Here is a 16,696-nt window from a genome sequence, read left to right on the forward strand (position 1 = left end):
GCACCAGTTTGTGGATTGGTGGTCCAATTGAGCTTGCCTTGCATCAACTGCTGGTATTCAGCAAAAATGGCGAGAATCGCTTGGCGTTTTTCGGGTGTAGAAGCACCACGAAAAAACAAAGTCAGGTTTAAACAAACCGTCATTAGTACCCTACCAGTTTCTGGCTCAATGAGTTTTAGTTGCTCTTCTATAGTACTTTCCATTGCAATTCCTTAGTTGGCTAATATAGGCACAGCGACGGGGAGAGACCCCAAAGTGAGTAAACGTACTGACGAACGAGCCACCGCACTAGAAACAATGGGGATAAAGGGATCATCAGCAGCGCCAATCCCCGTAAAATCGTCAAGTATCATCGCAACACCAAGCAATGTCCCCCCCACGACTATGCCTATATCAACTAACTTGTTACTTTGTTGGCGATCTAGCTCATCTTGCCACGCATTGGTTAGCGCAGGCACAGGGTTAGCGATCGGCTGCTTTTTATCGCCACAACCGCATTTATTGGTGTTGAGTTCAGTCAGTTTAGGTGTACCAAAATCGTCTTCACCCGCTATAGTTTCATATGCATCTTTTTGACCAGCGCCCCACTTATCTCCGGGAAATTTAATTTCAACAACCTGTTTTATATTGGGCTGTATTGGTATTTGATCGGGCTGCTCAGTGATCACGATATCCGGGATCCTTAATAAGCCTTTTGAATATTTTTCTACGCCATCTTCGGCTAATAGCTTTCTAACTTTGTTAAATCGATGCCAATGATTTTTTATCCGCTCTGGAACCGCAGGCCCATCTAGCAGTAAAGGAACTGGAGCAGGAACGCCCCCCATATAATAACCCACTTCTGGTAATATATTTCTTCCCTGCCCACTGTCCCGCATCCAATCTAGGCCCTTAGCAACACAATTTTGTTTGAGCATTGAGCCAGCCTTGCTTTTGGGTGCCGAGTTATCACAAACACACACAAAAGAGCATATGATGCCCAGCTCACTTAAAGGTCCATCAGCGCAGGTAGCGCAACTCGCCGTCATGATAATGCCTCCATCTCAAGCTCTGCCTGCTCTAGCCAATCACTATCGTGAAAACGTTCTTCTACTTCTTGTTTGTAACGACTATTGTTTGAAAACTCAATCAAAGCATTGAGCAGAGGTAGTGTCTGAGTGATGAGGAAAAAACTCGCGTGTTGATAAAAACGGCTACCAAGCAAAAATCGCTGGAGCGAAAAATGCTCCTTCGCTTTACTGGGGGCGTTTGGAAACTGCTGTTTGGCCAGCTCTATCCCTTGATGAAGCCCTGCTTTTACTTGGCGCTTTGATAATGGCATACAGATTGATGGGGCCAGTTTAAATAACTCGACAGCTAATTCACTTAATCGCTCTTGGTAATAAAGCCCGTCAATGGCATCAAGTTGCTCTTGCTCAAAATAGAACCAGGGCGCGTTAGGTAAACACACATCTTCACGCTCGGTATTAACATAGAGCCGCGTGTATTGATGAGGTATCTCAGTGGCGAGAAATATTTCACCACACACTCCTACCAGCGTCTGCCTATCATTATCGTCAAAGCTTTCATCTGTTAGAAACAAAGCCATAATGTTGGGCTCGTAAAATCTAAATAGAGTTTCGCTGCCATTAGGTAGAAAGCAAGTTAGCCAGCTTTGCCAATGGCTAAGTACACTCTCTAAGGTAAGGGTTGACGAGAAAAGGATCCCCCAATCATTTGACAAAAGAGCAGAAAGCCACTGCAATACATCATCAGCAAACTCTCCCTCCTCCACTTGTATCAGTAATGGCGACACTTGCGACAAATGATCGAAGCGAGTTTTTTGGTACAAATAGCACCACTGGGTTTGCGCTTTATTGGATCTTGCTTGCCATTGCTCCCAGAATTCATCAAACTTGGCAACGTCCAGTAACAAGTATAAATAATGCTGTTGTGCTAGCGACCGCTCTAACAACTGTTTAAACGCGATAGTTTCCCCTAACATGCGTTACCCTTTCAACTTAGCTGCACATAATGGAATGAATGCTTTGCTCTGCATAGCAGCTTGTTTTAATGCCCCTTTTTGAGCATGGGTTGCAAAAAACGATTTATGCCACTCGATATTAAGTGGCTCAGGCATCGGGCTAAATCTCAGTATGGGGTTATTGTTTGAGATGGCTTGCTGAGCACATTTTTGTACTGGCGATTGATACGGAGTATCACCGATAAAAACATCACCTGAGCCTGCAGCCACCGCACCACCACAAGCTATTTTATCATCAACTCTTGCCGCTGGTTGGCCGTTTATAGACACATTGGATGAACCAGCAGCAATGCTTCGTTTATGTATACCGTGCGGCATTTTTGGGCAAGGACAAGCATGTAATAATACGGCATCGCCTTTACGCGCGGCAGGCTTACCATTAATAGTAACATCACTACTACCTTCAATAATGGGTGTAGCAGGGAAACAACCATGTCCAGAACAGGAATCAGTTAATCGAGCTGCTTTTGGCATTTAAGATCTCCTAACGTTTATCTGCGCTGTCTGGGATAGTCGGTACACTTGGGGCTTCTGGTTTAACCTGACTAGGTTTAGTGCCAGAGCCTGGCGAACCACCTTCATTAATTTTGACTTTGTTACCACTGATGGTGATCCCTCCACCATCAATCTTAATAAAGCCGCCAGGACCTTTGATAGTCAGCTCTTGGCCTGCTTCCAAGACCATTTCACTTGACTTGATATAGGCTTCATTGTTGACCTCATAACGCAGGTTTGCACCAACCTTGCGTTCATCAGACGCTCCGATCACGGTCTGATTACCAGCATCTATCTGAGTAACCACTCCGCCAACAAAGACACGCTTTACTACCCCGATGATTTTTTGAACAAAGTTCTTGCCAATAAGCTGATGCAAACTTCCTTTTATTTCTTGGTAGGACTCCTTGCCAATTGTCTGGCTTTGATCGCCTTTGACTAATTCAAATTTATCATTATGAACAGTGAGGTGATGATCAAACTTCACATCTTCTCGTCGGTTATTTTCTATAATGATGTCGAGATCTTTTTGTCCATGTATATAGATTTGTTCACGGGATAATTCATCTTCAAAACGAATTTCATTCGATCCTGCACCTTTATGCGTGTCTGTTTTTAACACTGTGCGCGTTTTATGTGCGGGTAATTGGTATGGAGGGCGATTCGTTGCATGATAAGTGCGTCCGGTAATAATAGGCTGGTCCGGGTCTCCTTCTAAAAAACTGACTATCACTTCGTGGCCAATTCTCGGAATAGCCATCATGCCATAAGTTGTTCCTGCCCACCCTTGTGAAACTCTAACCCAACAGGAGCTATTTTCATCACTCTTGCCATATCTATCCCAAGGAAACTGCACTTTAACTCGGCCATGTTCATCGCAAAATATTTCTTCGCCTGGGGGACCTGTTACAATCGCAATCTGTGGTCCATCAACCCTCGGTTTTTCATTGCGCATAGCTCGCCACTGCCTGCGTCCGGGGATAACGGTGAAATGGTTATTGTATTTGGTTTCACCCTCACCGCCTGCTTCCTCCAGCGCCTGAGGTTGTTCACCAAAATGTTGAACTGTAATCAGTAACCAATCACGGTTAAAAGCCGCTTTTAAGTTTTCACTTAATTCAAATTTATAGCCGGCTGTCATTTGAGGCACATTACCATCCCCCATACCTTCTATGGCGCTTCTTCTTAAGTATTCGAGGCGAGTTTGGCTAAACTTATTACCATGAGCATCATCTTTATAGCGACCAGGAAAATCGTAGTACTCGTAATCATCTCGTTGAAAACCAATATCCGCTTCCCTTTTTTCAATCAAAAAGCTATAGGCTGGCTTTTTAAAACTGTAATCACGAGTAGCTACTTTTGCCGACTTAACCTGATTTTTTAGCATAAATTGCTTTACAAAGTTACCTTTGGTTTGCCCACCAGAAAGGCCGTTGTGCTCAATAGGAATTGTTAATTGCGCAAAACCGGAAATGTCGTCACAAAAGACGAGAGAATGCTTGTTTTTTTCATGTTCAAAATAATAAGAAATGCCTTCTTCAGCAGCCAATCGCTCGACAAAAGCCAAGTCAGACTCCCTATATTGCACACAGTACTCTCGAGCAGCCAGTGCATTTTTCAGTGGAAAAACATAATCCGTAATCCCCATCTCATCTAATAAAATGCTGATTATTTCTTTCACATTAAGCTGTTGGAATATGCGACTATTTTGCCTTAACGATAAGCGCGCTATTGCTGCAGTTAAGGTCAACTTATAGCCCGTATGGTGATAGCCAATCTCAGCTTGCGTAAAAGCACTGACGATGCCATTTATCTGCTTTTGTATTTCTCCATCTTGATAAACAGTCAAGGTGGCCGATTTATCAACGACTGAGTTAGCAACAATATCCATGTCGCGACTGGCAAGTTCAAAATGAAATGTAAAAGGTGTCGAAATGCCTTCTTTGCCCTGAAACGAAACCACTGAGAAGGCTGTTGGGGCTACTCCATCAACAACCAGAGAAAACTGTAGACCAGTGAGATTAAGCATGACGGTACCTTTGCAATGTTCATAAATAATAAAAAGCTGACGCTATTATTAGTGATAATCCAACTACTAAGCCTCAAAAAACATAAATCCATCTACTGAAACAGATAGCCTTATAAGGTGTGTTCCAAAACTAATTTACCGCAGACAACAGTCTCTTTTACGAGCCCTGTAAGCAATCTTCCTTCTCTGCGCTAGGAGTTGATGCGGTTAAGAAAAACCCTGGCTAGTATTCAATCTTTAAAACTTTAACAACTATGACTTAAATATTGAGCAACAGCCCCCCGAGAGTAATTTTGCTCCATTCTGGGCCTAGATTTATATTCAACATGGTACAGACATTGCCAACAAATAAGTTTGAGTAATATTTGGTACAAATATCATGCCAAATTGAAACCGTTTAAAATCAATACATCAGACATGATGGAGTTACAATTTCAGGCAATTTATGGCCCAGAACGGGCAACATCTTGCTCAACAGGCAATATTTTGCTCGCCTCTAAAAATCGTAAGCACTCAATACTTCGCAGGCTTGACCGTTAGGCGCTCAACTGCTTTCATTGATGGTAATGATCGTTTATTCTACAAAATCAATTGATAAAGGCGCACTTCTCGCTCAGCCCCCTGCATCCGCAGCGTAATATTACCTTTATAGGGAATACCTAACTTTTTGATAACAGACTGAGATCGCTCATTACCAACTAAGTGCATTACTTGCAGCTGTTTTAAACCCAAATGCATCCGGCAGTAATGAATTAGCCCTTGCGACGCTTCCAAAGTAATTCCCTGCCCCCAATAAGGCACACCTAACCAGTAGCCTAAAACACCTAGCCCGTGCTCTAGTTTCGGCAAACTCACCGTACCAATAATATCGTCATCGCCTTTCAAGGTAATGGCATAAATAATGCCTTTACGCGTAACAAATTGAGCTTCATGGGTTTTGATCCAATCAACTGCCATTTCAGGTTTATATGGATGAGGAATGTTGGCTGTCATATCGGCAATCGCTTTATCTCCCGCTAACTGCGCCACTCGATCGCCATCGCTAAGCCGAAAAGGCCTCAAAATAAGTCGGTTAGTTTCTATATCTGGTTGCACTGTTATCTACCTAAATCGCATGAGAACCACTTATAATCACCTTAAAAACAATATCATATTTTTCTGAATAACCTCAGCCCTGCTTAAACCTCCTATCGTTAAATACAGCGTAGTTTTCCAGAAAATTGCGTTTTCAAATTAAAAACGCAAAGCGCAAAAATTTTCCTTGTGCGAGATCCGCCATAGCGGTTGTGGCAGATTCTAGTGTCTTATTGCAATTCGTCGAATTATTGAAAAAAATAAATCATTGTTTTTATTAAACTTAATTTTTCTCATTTGCATTTCGTGCGCTCCGTCATGTTTCCTCCTAGGAGGCTGGGTATTTACCTTACCGAAAACCTGTATATTTAATCGCGAAAGGAAGCAAAGATACTTAACAGGACGTTGAGTATTTATGTCAGACAGGAAGTTTGGCAATTAAGGAAGATGTAAGGACAGCTACACGATGTAGCAAAGGGACACCTCCAGGACGGAGATAGAAAACAGATCAGGAAGGTCTGTTAGGTTAAGGATAACCAATAAGTGCAACTCTAAGGATAGAGAGCCAAAATAGTCAGAAAAAGCAGGGAGCACACTCATCAAGGATTAGATGATGTGACAATCTGAAGCGATGCCGCAAGGCATCGCTTTTTTTTGCCCTTAGAAAATGCATTACCGAGCTTGTTGCCCCCTCAGTACAAAAATTTGACCGCAAAACCCCCTATCTAAATCAATAAAACCCCGTAAGAGCGCAACGTGACAACCAGCAACCACTACCCTTAAGAAGACCGCTCACTTTTTAAACAAAAGGTACGAGAATGAACGCTCTAATTAAACCCACAATATTTACCTTAACTGTGGCCGCAAGCTTGGTTAGCTTGAACATACAAGCCGCAGCCGACATGGTACTAACTAGCCAAAAAACCAGCGCCTCAATCACCTTAGACGGCATAGCAGAAGCAGCATGGCAGCAAGCCACTCCCTTGTTAATCACACTCGATAAAATGCCCTACGTCTCTGACCAGTACCCTGGTATGAAACAAACCCAAGTCAGTATTCAGTCCCTTTACGACGGCCAAACCATATACTTTTACATGAAATGGCAAGATCCGACCCATAGCCTCGCGCGCTACCCTTGGGTTAAGCAACCCGACGGCAGTTGGAAACAGTTAAAAAACAAAGATCAAACGAATCATGAAAACACCTACTACGAGGACAAAGCGGCACTACTTTGGGATATCAATGCCCGTGGCTTTGCCAAAAAAGGCTGTGACATTGCCTGCCACATGGCGGATGACAACGGCATGGTCAATGATATAAAGCAAACCGCACCGGGGCGCAAATACACCCGCGCCATGGGTCAAACCATTGATATGTGGCACTGGAAATCAGTGCGTACCGGACCAACCGAGCAGTTCGATGACCAATTTATCGATGCGACCGCCGATCCCGCCAGCAATGACAATTGGGGTCGTAAAGGTGATGACAAACTCAGCGGCGGTTACAAAGATAATATCAATGCTGATAAAACCGCGCCTGCCTATGGCACTGCCGTGTTTGACCTGCTTAGCCACTACGCCATCACCGAAAAAATGCCGTTTGTCGATACCTTCAAAGCAGGCGACATGCTGCCTGGCATCGTGGTTGAGCCCTTCACCGGCTCACGCGGCGATATTAGCGCTAAAGGGGTATGGAAAGACGGCAGCTGGCATTTAGAGTTTAAACGCCAACTGGGCACCAGCGGTGAAAACAGCGCCAGCCAAGACGTACAGTTTAGTGATTTAACTAAGCCCTACCCATTTGGTGTCTCGGTGTTTGATAACTCCCAAATCAATCACTTATATCATGAGGGCGTGTTTACCCTGATGTTTGCCAAATAAACCAAACAGCATCGGCAAGGACGCCGTGATCTAAATGGCTTTACCGCAAAGGAGGCCAACATGAACATCAATAACTGCGCCAGCAAGCTTGCTCTCAGTGGCTTTTTACTCACCATTTTACTCGGCGCATTAGCTGCCGCGACTTTGATTGGCTTGCAATACTCAGGAAAAAACCACGGCTTTAACATTCCGCAAATTGAAAATGTCATCGCTCACTATCATCAATCACAACTGGTTGGCGCATTAAAAGGGCCAATGTACCAATACGTTGCCGATGACGATGATATCGTCTTAATTGCAGACTGGATCAAACAAGGCGCCGCTGACAACGAGCAATTTCAGCAGCAAGTGTTACCGATTTTAGAGTATGACTGCCAAAGTTGTCACAGCCGCGGCTCGACCAAAACCGGTGCCATACCTAGCCTGCCACTCAGCAATTATCAAGATGTCAGCGCCTTTACTGAGCCGGGTTACTCTTGGCAAAAAATGGCCAGAAGTGCCCATATTCACTTATTTGGCATTGCTTTTATCATCTTGCCACTGACTTTACTGATGGCGCAAACCGCATTTCACAGCACGGTTAAAAACAGCCTTATCTCAGTGGCTTGGTTAGCATTATGGGTCGACATTGCCAGTTGGTGGCTCAGTAAATACAGTGTGGTATTCGTTTACAGCATCGTTATCGCAGGCGGCATTGAGCTGGGCGTTATTGCATTAATGTGTGTGCTGAGCTTATATCATTTGTGGTGGAAAAATCTAAACTCGCAGTTAAGCACTTGATGCAAAGTCATTATTTTTATTACTAGAGCTTTGATGGATTTCATCGTACTGTCTAAGCTAATAATATTGTCCTTACCTTAAGGTAAAATAATGAAACTAGCTCAATGGTGGCTTTTTCTGCTGATTTATTGTTATACCAATGCCGCGCTGTCATCTGAAAATAATCCCAAGGTACAAGTTTTTGCCTCCATCTTCCCGCCCTTTAGCTATTTGGATCAGGGGCGCGTGAGCGGCGTATCTGTTGATCTTGTTAGACAGGTTTTAACAGCGGCGGAAATGGACTATGACGTGTTGATATTTCCTTGGGCTCGAGCTTATGAAAGATCGCAAATAACACCTAACGCTTTGTTGATCAATGTTGCCCGAACGCCAGAGCGCGAAGCTTTATTTAAATGGGTAGGAGAAATTGTAAAGTTCGATGTTAAAATTTTTGCCCTTAAGGGGACTAACAACCCTAAGCCCAATACCTTATCTGATTTATCAAGCGGTAAAATCGGTGGCTTACGCCAAGATGTGAAAACAGCCTATTTACAACAGCAAGGGTTGACAGTACAAGTGATCAACTCTGAAGAAAGTGGGATTCGGCAACTGCTCGCAGGTCGCATTGATTACTTGGCGGCAGATATCAATTCATTCCAGTATCGCCTTACAAAACTGCAGTTAGATCCAAATGACTTTGAAGCTGTCCTAGACCTAAAAGAAATATCCAAACCTCTCTATATTGCCTTACAAAAAGATACTCCTGACGTAATTGTTGAAAGGCTACGCTTAGCACTAAACAAAGTGGTGCCGCAGTCTGCAGCTAATATTGGTCAGCAAGATAGCGTGCCCCCTGCGCATCAACGCAACTAGCGTAATAGCTTACACTTCCGCTCTCTACCAAAAAAAGCAGGCCGCTAGGCCTGCAAATGGAAAGGTTTACGCTGTTGTTGGCCCAAAATATGGCGCCGTAAAGGTATCCGGAAAATCTAGTTTAACGCCAACACATCTCCTATCTCAGTTTTGATATTGTCCGACTGGGTGCCGAAGATGGCTTGCAAGTTATCGCCTATCACCACCACTTCACGCGCTCCTAGGGCTTTAATGCGCGGAATATCCGCCAGAGCAATATCTGCCACTGTCACGCGTAAACGAGTAATACAAGCATCTATATTTTTAATGTTCGCCTTGCCGCCCATCGCGTGCACTAAATTGGTCGCCAGCTCAGAGCCAACCACTACCGCTGCTTGCTCGGTTTCAGCCTCTTCACGACCTGGGGTTTTTAAATTGAATTTAGTGATCACCACGCGGAACAACACATAGTAAAACGCTGCCCACAATGGACCAATGATTAAGAACAACCAAGCCTTAGTCGAAAGGGGTAAGAACAAGAAGAAATCGATGGCACCATGGGCAAACGACTGACCATGCTGAATTTCCAAGTAGTTAGTAATGGCAAAACCAATCCCCGTTAAAAACGCGTGGATCACATACAACACCGGCGCCACAAACAAGAAGGCAAATTCAACCGGCTCAGTGATCCCAGTTAACCACGAGGTTAACGCGGCTGAGAACATCAAACCGCCAACAACGGCTTTTTTCTCAGGTTTAGCGGTATGGTAAATCGCCAATGCCGCGCCGGGCAGCGCCCACATGGTGTACATAAAGCCGCCACCTAAGTGCCCTGCCGTTGGGTCGCCAGCAAAAAAGCGTGCCACTTCACCAGTGATAACCTTACCTGTTTCTGGATCGGTATAGCTACCTACCTCGAAGAAGAACGGCGCATTCCAGATATGGTGTAAACCCAACGGTAATAACGCACGCTCACCAAAGCCGTAAATCCCCCAAGCTAACACTGGGTTTTGGTACGCAGTCCAATGAGAGAAGGTATCGATCATCGCGCCCACCGGTGGCCAAACAAATGCCATAACTATACCGACCACAATCGCAGCCAACCCCGTCACAATCGGCACAAAGCGCTTACCGGCAAAAAAGCCTAAGTACTCTGGTAATTTAATGCGGTAAAAGCGATTGAACATTAAGCCCGCGACGCCGCCCATAATAATGCCGCCAAAAATCCCCGTTTGTAAGGTCGTTATACCTAGCACTGTGGTGGTTTCTAAGCCTTTCATTTTTGCCGCTACGCCCAGTGTGGCAAGCATAATACCAAGGCCAACCGTGCCTGCTAACGCCGCCACCCCGTCGTTTTTAGTAAATCCCAGCGCCACACCAATGGCAAATAGCAGTGGCATAAAGCCAAATACGGCCTCACCTGACTGCGCCATCACTTGGCTTACCGCTGCTGGCATCCAGCTAAAATTGGCTGAACCTATACCTAATAACAAACCAGCCACAGGTAATACCGATACCGGTAACATCAGTGACCGTCCCACCTTTTGTAGCTGACCAAATATATTACTGATCATATCCCTTCTCCCTGCCCACTTAGGCACTGCTAATGATTAATAACGCTCTTACTTCAGAGTGAGTTATGGATAACCAAAATCGCAGCTAGTACATCCTTGCATGCTTAACTTTTTCATCCTTGAAAAGGATATTTTGTTTATCAAAAACCCACTCTCACCAAGGAAAATTCTTTTTCAATTATCCCCGCATTAGCAGTCTATGGGCTTTTTGTCTTGCGAAGGTGACATAGAGAAAGCAGTTTGTAAGCGAATGCTTACAAAACGACGCGTGCCTTGTTCAAGCAGTTTCAGTACACTTAATAGGTTTAAAAAATAACAATAATAAAGCGAGGGAAGTATGCCAACAGCAGTCGCAAAAACCCTGTTAGTAGTAGACGATAATGCCGAACTCAGAGACGCCCTATCAGACTATTTAGGCAATGCCGGCTTTACCGTACTCACCGCAGCCGACGGCATTGAAATGCGCCAATGTTTGCAACAACACAATCCCGATTTAATCATTCTCGATGTGATGTTGCCCGGAGAAGATGGCTTTAGCTTATGCGGCTGGATCCGCCGCAGCTCTAGTGTGCCGATCATTATGCTGACCGCAGTTGCAGAAGAAGCAGACCGCGTGGTGGGGTTAGAAATTGGTGCCGATGATTACATGACTAAATCTTTTAGTCCGCGTGAACTATTAGCACGTATTAAAGCGCAGCTACGCCGGGCGCAGTTTAATGCCGGCCTCAATCAAGCGCGTTACATTTGTTTTGCCAACTGGAAGCTCGACACTCTTACCCGTCAACTCATTGATGAGAAAGGCAATATCAACCAGCTCTCGGGCGCAGATTACAGCTTGTTGCACCTATTCTTACGCCACGCCAATCAACTGCTAGATCGCGATCAAATTTCTGCCACTATCAAAGGTCGCGAGGCAATGCCACTAGAGCGAGGTATTGATGTGCAAATTAGTCGCTTGCGCCATCATCTGAACGACCAAGACCGCGCCTTGATTAAAACCGTGCGCGGCCAAGGCTATATGCTCAACGCTGAGGCCGTACATGAAGTCTGATGCCACGAAGCCACGCTTAGCCAACACCTTAGTGGTACGCTTGTTGGCCACATTATTGCTTGTGATCATCAGCGCTCAGTTCCTCACCGCACTCATTTGGTATCGACAAGGTGCAGCTAAAGAAAACGAAGGCTTAATTAGCACAGTTAATAGCCTTGCTCTTAGCGCCGCGAGTACCGTCGCCTTTTTTAGCTCACTGCCATTAGAGTATCGCCACCTAACTTTAAATCAACTGCGAAAAATGGGCGGTTCACGTTTCTTTGTATCGCTGAATAATCATGAAATTGCCATTCAAGCCTTACCCGATAGCCAACGTAAAAAAATGGTACTCAGCGAAGTTCGTAAGGTGCTTAATCAAGAACTAAGCACTGATCAGGCCATTACCTTAGAATTTACCGATCGTGAAAATCTTCGTGTGTTTAATACTGAGGTCAGGTTAGACGAAGTCCCTCAAATATGGGCTAACTATAGCTTGTCACTGGGTGAATTAAATCCACCAATATTAGTCATGCAGATTGAAATATCGCCCACTGAATGGCTCTATTTGGCCGCTATTTTACCAGCACCTTTTGTTTTGCTCGATACCCCGTTTATGGACACTAAACAATGGTTTTTTATGGGCTTGTCTTCGCTATTATTAGTATTTTTTACATGGCTGGTGGTGCGTCGAGAAATCCGACCTATCGCCAAACTGGCCAATGCCGCCAGCGCCATGACCGAGCAGCTCGACACGCCGCAGCTGGCCGAACAAGGCAGTGAAGAGCTTATCACGGCTACCCGCGCCTTTAATAAAATGAGCTTACGGATCAAAAACTATCTGCGCGATCGCGACATGTTATTTAGCGCCATTTCTCATGACCTAAAAACTCCGATTGCCTGTTTGCGGCTACGTACCGAAATGTTGCCCGATGAAGCTACTCGGAAAAAATTTGAAAACGCCCTCAATGAGCTAGATTTTATGGTAAAAGGGGCTTTGCAATGTATTCGCGATACCGACTTGCACGAAGACATAGAGCCTGTCGACATCAACCATATTTTGCAGCAAAGCGCAGAACTTTATGGTCGTTACGACAAACAAGTCACCATTCATGGCCAAGTACAGCAACAGTATTTGGGTAAACCACTGGCACTAAAACGCTTACTCAACAACTTAGTAGAAAATGGCATAAAATACGGTAAACGAGTTGAAATTAATATCACCGAACTGCAGCAACAACTGCATATTGATTTCCGTGATTATGGCGATGGCATCCCAGTGCCTCAGCAACAACAAGTTTTCGAACCATACTTTCGATTAAGCAAGCAAAAGCAAGAAGGCACAGGATTAGGCTTAACCATAGCACGCAGCATCGCCCGCAGTCATGGCGGCGACATCAGCCTAAGAAATCACCACCAACAAGGCCTGATCGTCAGCCTCACCTTACCGGAGCATTAAGTCATGAAACTCGGTTTTCTTTCTCTATTTATCCTATCATTTTGCTTGACCCAAGCTAGTTACGCCACTGAAAACATTGCTCAAGTGATACCTCTAAGCCAACAACAAACCCAGCCGCAAGTGGAAGTACTGCATTGGTGGACAAGCCAAGGAGAACAACGAGCTACAGCCGCCTTAAAGCAAGCTGTTAATGCTAATGGCATGGTTTGGCGCGACTTTGCAGTGCGTGGTGGTGGCGGTGATAGCGCCATGACAGTACTGCAAGCTCGCGCCATTGCTGGCAACCCACCATCAATGGCGCAAATAGAAGGCCCGGCGATAAGTTCATGGGCACGGTTGGGATTTTTAGTCGATTTAGAAAGCATTGCTCAGCAACAGCAATGGCAACAAAGTCTGCCCGATATTGCCTTAAGTGTTAATCGCTATCAAGGCCACTTTGTCGCCATCCCACTGACCCTACATCGCATCAACTGGATGTGGCTAAATAAAGCCATCTTTACCCAGCTTAACTTACCCGTACCACAAACTTGGCCAGAGTTTATAGACACGGCCAAGACCATTAAACAAGCAGGAATCACACCACTAGCGATTGGCCATGAGCCTTGGCAAGTGGCAATGATTTTTGAAATGATGACGCTCGGCTTACACGGCGCGCAGGAATATAGACAACTGTTTGTTGAGCTAGACCCCGACACCATTAACAACGCGAACACCTTGGCGACCTTGCGCTTATTTCGCGAGCTGTCACACATAGTCGGCTCAAAACAAAGGGCGCAAGAATGGCCACAAGCGACCGCCGACTTAGCCACAGGCCAAGCTGCCATCCAGCTGTTAGGCGACTGGGTCAAAGGCGAACTAACCGCCCTCGGCTATCAAGCCAATGTAGATTACATTTGCGCCGCCGCACCGGGCACACAAAACAGTTTTATCTATAACATGGACAGTTTTGTCTTATTCCATCAGGGCGCAAATAACAGTAAACGAGTCAGCCAAGCGATGGCTAGCTTGTTAATGAATAAAGATTTTCAAAGCCAATTTAATCAACTGAAAGGCTCACTGCCCGCGCGTCAAGATATCGACCTAACTGGCTTTGACAGCTGCAGTTTAGCCGCCAAACAAGATTTCGATCGCGCTCAAGCCGAGCACAACTTAGTCCCCAGTTTGACTGATTCAATGGCCCTACCAGAGCAACAACAAAACGAAATTATTCAGCTACTGTATCGCTATTTTTACCAAGACAACATCAGTGCCGAGCAAGTGGTGGTACAGCTGTTAAATATTGGCAAACGCCAAGGTCAAGAGGGGTTTTAGGTTAGTATTATCTCTTCAAAACCCAACGCTTTAGCAAGCATTACTCAGGACTAGCAGCGTTTTGAAACAAAGTCTTTGGCAAATAACTCGATAGCAGCGCTTTGTACTCATCGCTTTCTAAGTAATTATTTAAGCTGTCATTTAGTTTGTTAAACAGCGCTTCGGGCACCGATTTTTTACTGACATAAAAGCTGACTTTACTGCTATTTAACAAATAAGGGTGAAACTCAATATTGCCGGAAAAACCAAGCTCTCGCGCTTTAAACAAACCAGCCATTACATCCGTAGCCACGCCATCTACACGTTGGTGCATAAGCAAGTCAATCGCTTGTGCCTCACTGTTGGCATAGTGAATTTTGCTTTGAAATCGGAGTGATTTCTTAATTTCTTCAAATTCATCTCCATACCAAGCGCCACGCTGGGTGGATAGATAAATATCTTGGTTAAAAATATCAGTCAGGCGATTAGCAGGATAAAGGTTAGATAAACCTTTAGGCATCATAATACCAATAAGCTCATCACGGTAAGGGGTGCTGAAATAACCAAATTCAGCTCTAGATTTGGTATATGAAGCTGCCATCATAATATCTATTTTGCCGATGGCGATGTATTTAAGGCCGCGCCGAGGGGGGATATAAACAAACTCAATTTGGCAACCTGCACCTGCAATCGCCTGCTTTAAAATCTCTACGTCTAAGCCAGTCCAGCCTTCCTGCTCTTTAACAAAAAATGGCGGCCAAGAATCAATGCTCACTTTAAAGGTATGGTCACAACCATAAGCCGGAGCAAGCCACAAACTGATCAGTAAAATTAAATACTTCACTACATCCTCCTATGCTACTTGGAGTAGGTTCTCGATGGCTTCAGCGAAGGGGCAAACAAATGCGTTAGCATGCCTAGTCTTCCAAGGTATAGCACAAATCAAGTTGCTCAATTGTCAATTTTTTAGCCATCAGTCAGCTTAGCGCATCATTCTCAAAAACAGCTCTCAACCTTATCCGTTTGAAATTAAATAACATTGACCGATACTTGGTTCTCTCTAATACTAACAGAGGGAGGAAGAATGAGTGTACTGATACCGTTTGCGCTTGATCACGCCAGCAACGAGATGGTTTTTGTTGAAGATGTGCCCAGAGGCGCCGCTTGTGGCTGTGTGTGTTATGCCTGCAAAACCCCTGTTATCGCTAAAAAAGGTAACATTAAGCAACATCATTTTGCCCATGAGAAAGGCAAAGCCGCGGCATTATGTGAAATCAACCTACAACGTTCGTTATTTTGGATGTCGCGCAACTTATTTACCTCCCATCAAACCTTTTTCACCCCTGATTATGATTACCAATTTAGCTGCGATCTAGGCTGCCAAACAGCCACCTACCCCATCACCAAAAGCGCTAAAGTTAACTACCAACAAGTAACTATTCCTCGCACAAAAATAACTAAAGGTGCTGATGTTATCGTGCTTGAAGTCGGTGACTATCAGTTAGCTGTGATACTGAACTTTTTAGGCCACAGTTACACTCACGGCTATCAAGGCCTGCCCACAGTACAAATCAATATGCAGCCACTCATTAGCATAATTAATGAGCATCAACAAAACCCTAAGAGCGCCATCATCAACCACTTGCTTGTGACAACCAATAATAAAAAGTGGTTATATCACCCTCGGCAAAAAGTGTTTGAGGATAAGTGCCAAGCATTACATCAAGCACAGCAAGAACAAGCGCTGAAAATAGAAAAAACGCGCCAGCAACAACAAGAAACGCAACGCCAACAAGCACAAGCCGCTGCGCTAGAACGAGCGCAACAACGCCAGCTCGAAATGGCCGCCGATCTAGCACTGAAACGCCAGCAGCAAGCACAATATGAACAAGCTGAGCGTCAGGCACAGCAGGCAGCGATAGCAACCGCTGCCAACAAAACCAAACAACGGCGAGCTTCCATAGTTGCCAGTGTTAACGCCGTAAAAGCCCTTGGTCACCAAGAAGCTTGGCTATGTGAAAGGTGCAAGTTTGCGCGCCCCCCAAATGATGACAACTGTCATTACTGCGGCGGCCAAGACTATAAAGTTATTTCTCTCAGCGACGCCGAACTTGCATTAATCGACAGGAAGTTTTACCAATGGAATTATGCCGAGCTGTCATGTGAGGTATTACCCAATGAAGTGCGCTTAGTTAGCAGCAAACCAAGCTAAACGCGTGATTGAATACAAGCCT

General features: G+C 44.8%; 15 protein-coding genes. 7 read left to right on the top strand and 8 right to left on the bottom strand.

The genetic code is table 11. The features are described from left to right. The 6 genes from K1M91_RS19635 to K1M91_RS19660 all read right to left on the bottom strand — a co-directional run. Positions 1-203, bottom strand: a 203-nt coding sequence (locus K1M91_RS19635) for a hypothetical protein (RefSeq protein WP_232803957.1), incomplete at its 3' end; no start/stop codon positions are given. 9 nt (positions 204-212) lie between these two features. Continuing rightward, on the bottom strand, positions 213-917 hold the full coding sequence (locus tag K1M91_RS19640) for a VRR-NUC domain-containing protein (protein WP_232803958.1): 705 nt from the start codon (positions 915-917) through the stop codon (positions 213-215). A 107-nt stretch (positions 918-1,024) separates the two neighbouring features. Next, a complete protein-coding gene (locus K1M91_RS19645; RefSeq protein ID WP_232803959.1) occupies positions 1,025-1,984 on the bottom strand; it encodes a DUF4123 domain-containing protein in 960 nt (319 codons plus the stop codon). A 3-nt stretch (positions 1,985-1,987) separates the two neighbouring features. After that, complete coding sequence (locus K1M91_RS19650; protein ID WP_232803960.1) at positions 1,988-2,497, bottom strand: PAAR domain-containing protein; 510 nt, start codon at positions 2,495-2,497, stop codon at positions 1,988-1,990. 10 nt (positions 2,498-2,507) lie between these two features. Next, a complete protein-coding gene (gene tssI / locus K1M91_RS19655) occupies positions 2,508-4,547 on the bottom strand; it encodes a type VI secretion system tip protein VgrG (protein WP_232803961.1) in 2,040 nt (679 codons plus the stop codon). Positions 4,548-5,126: 579 nt separating this feature from the next. Beyond that, positions 5,127-5,642, bottom strand: a complete 516-nt coding sequence (locus K1M91_RS19660; RefSeq protein WP_232803962.1) for a GNAT family N-acetyltransferase — start codon at positions 5,640-5,642, stop codon at positions 5,127-5,129. A 797-nt stretch (positions 5,643-6,439) separates the two neighbouring features. Between K1M91_RS19660 and K1M91_RS19665 the strand changes: the two genes are divergently transcribed. The 3 genes from K1M91_RS19665 (at position 6,440) to K1M91_RS19675 (ending at position 9,133) form a co-directional block, all read left to right on the top strand. Continuing rightward, complete coding sequence (locus K1M91_RS19665; protein WP_232803963.1) at positions 6,440-7,501, top strand: ethylbenzene dehydrogenase-related protein; 1,062 nt, start codon at positions 6,440-6,442, stop codon at positions 7,499-7,501. Between the two features lie 60 nt (positions 7,502-7,561). Beyond that, positions 7,562-8,281: a hypothetical protein gene (locus K1M91_RS19670; RefSeq protein ID WP_232803964.1), complete on the top strand. Its 720-nt coding sequence runs from the start codon at positions 7,562-7,564 to the stop codon at positions 8,279-8,281. A gap of 90 nt (positions 8,282-8,371) precedes the next feature. Further along, a complete protein-coding gene (locus K1M91_RS19675; protein WP_232803965.1) occupies positions 8,372-9,133 on the top strand; it encodes a transporter substrate-binding domain-containing protein in 762 nt (253 codons plus the stop codon). Between the two features lie 116 nt (positions 9,134-9,249). Here K1M91_RS19675 and ptsG read toward each other — a convergent pair whose 3' ends face one another. Continuing rightward, complete coding sequence (gene ptsG / locus K1M91_RS19680) at positions 9,250-10,686, bottom strand: glucose-specific PTS transporter subunit IIBC (RefSeq protein ID WP_232803966.1); 1,437 nt, start codon at positions 10,684-10,686, stop codon at positions 9,250-9,252. Positions 10,687-11,023: 337 nt separating this feature from the next. On the opposite strand from ptsG, the gene K1M91_RS19685 reads away from it, so the two are divergent. The 3 genes from K1M91_RS19685 to K1M91_RS19695 are packed head-to-tail and all read left to right on the top strand — an operon-like array spanning position 11,024 to position 14,483. After that, the gene (locus K1M91_RS19685; protein ID WP_232803967.1) at positions 11,024-11,737 is read left to right on the top strand and encodes a response regulator transcription factor; all 714 of its coding nucleotides are present in this window, start codon (positions 11,024-11,026) and stop codon (positions 11,735-11,737) included. Next, positions 11,727-13,172, top strand: a complete 1,446-nt coding sequence (locus K1M91_RS19690; protein WP_232803968.1) for an ATP-binding protein — start codon at positions 11,727-11,729, stop codon at positions 13,170-13,172. Before K1M91_RS19685 ends, K1M91_RS19690 begins: the two co-directional genes overlap by 11 nt. Positions 13,173-13,175: 3 nt before the next feature. Further along, a complete protein-coding gene (locus K1M91_RS19695; RefSeq protein WP_232803969.1) occupies positions 13,176-14,483 on the top strand; it encodes an ABC transporter substrate-binding protein in 1,308 nt (435 codons plus the stop codon). Positions 14,484-14,523: 40 nt separating this feature from the next. Here the strand turns inward: K1M91_RS19695 and K1M91_RS19700 are convergent, their stop codons facing one another. Next, positions 14,524-15,306, bottom strand: coding sequence for a transporter substrate-binding domain-containing protein (locus K1M91_RS19700; RefSeq protein ID WP_232803970.1), 783 nt, complete (start codon positions 15,304-15,306; stop codon positions 14,524-14,526). A gap of 240 nt (positions 15,307-15,546) precedes the next feature. Between K1M91_RS19700 and K1M91_RS19705 the strand changes: the two genes are divergently transcribed. Next, positions 15,547-16,674: a hypothetical protein gene (locus tag K1M91_RS19705; protein ID WP_232803971.1), complete on the top strand. Its 1,128-nt coding sequence runs from the start codon at positions 15,547-15,549 to the stop codon at positions 16,672-16,674. Positions 16,675-16,696: the final 22 nt, after the last annotated feature.

Source organism: Motilimonas sp. E26, assembly GCF_021278025.1.
Taxonomy (GTDB): Bacteria; Pseudomonadota; Gammaproteobacteria; order Enterobacterales; family CBDFNC01; genus Motilimonas.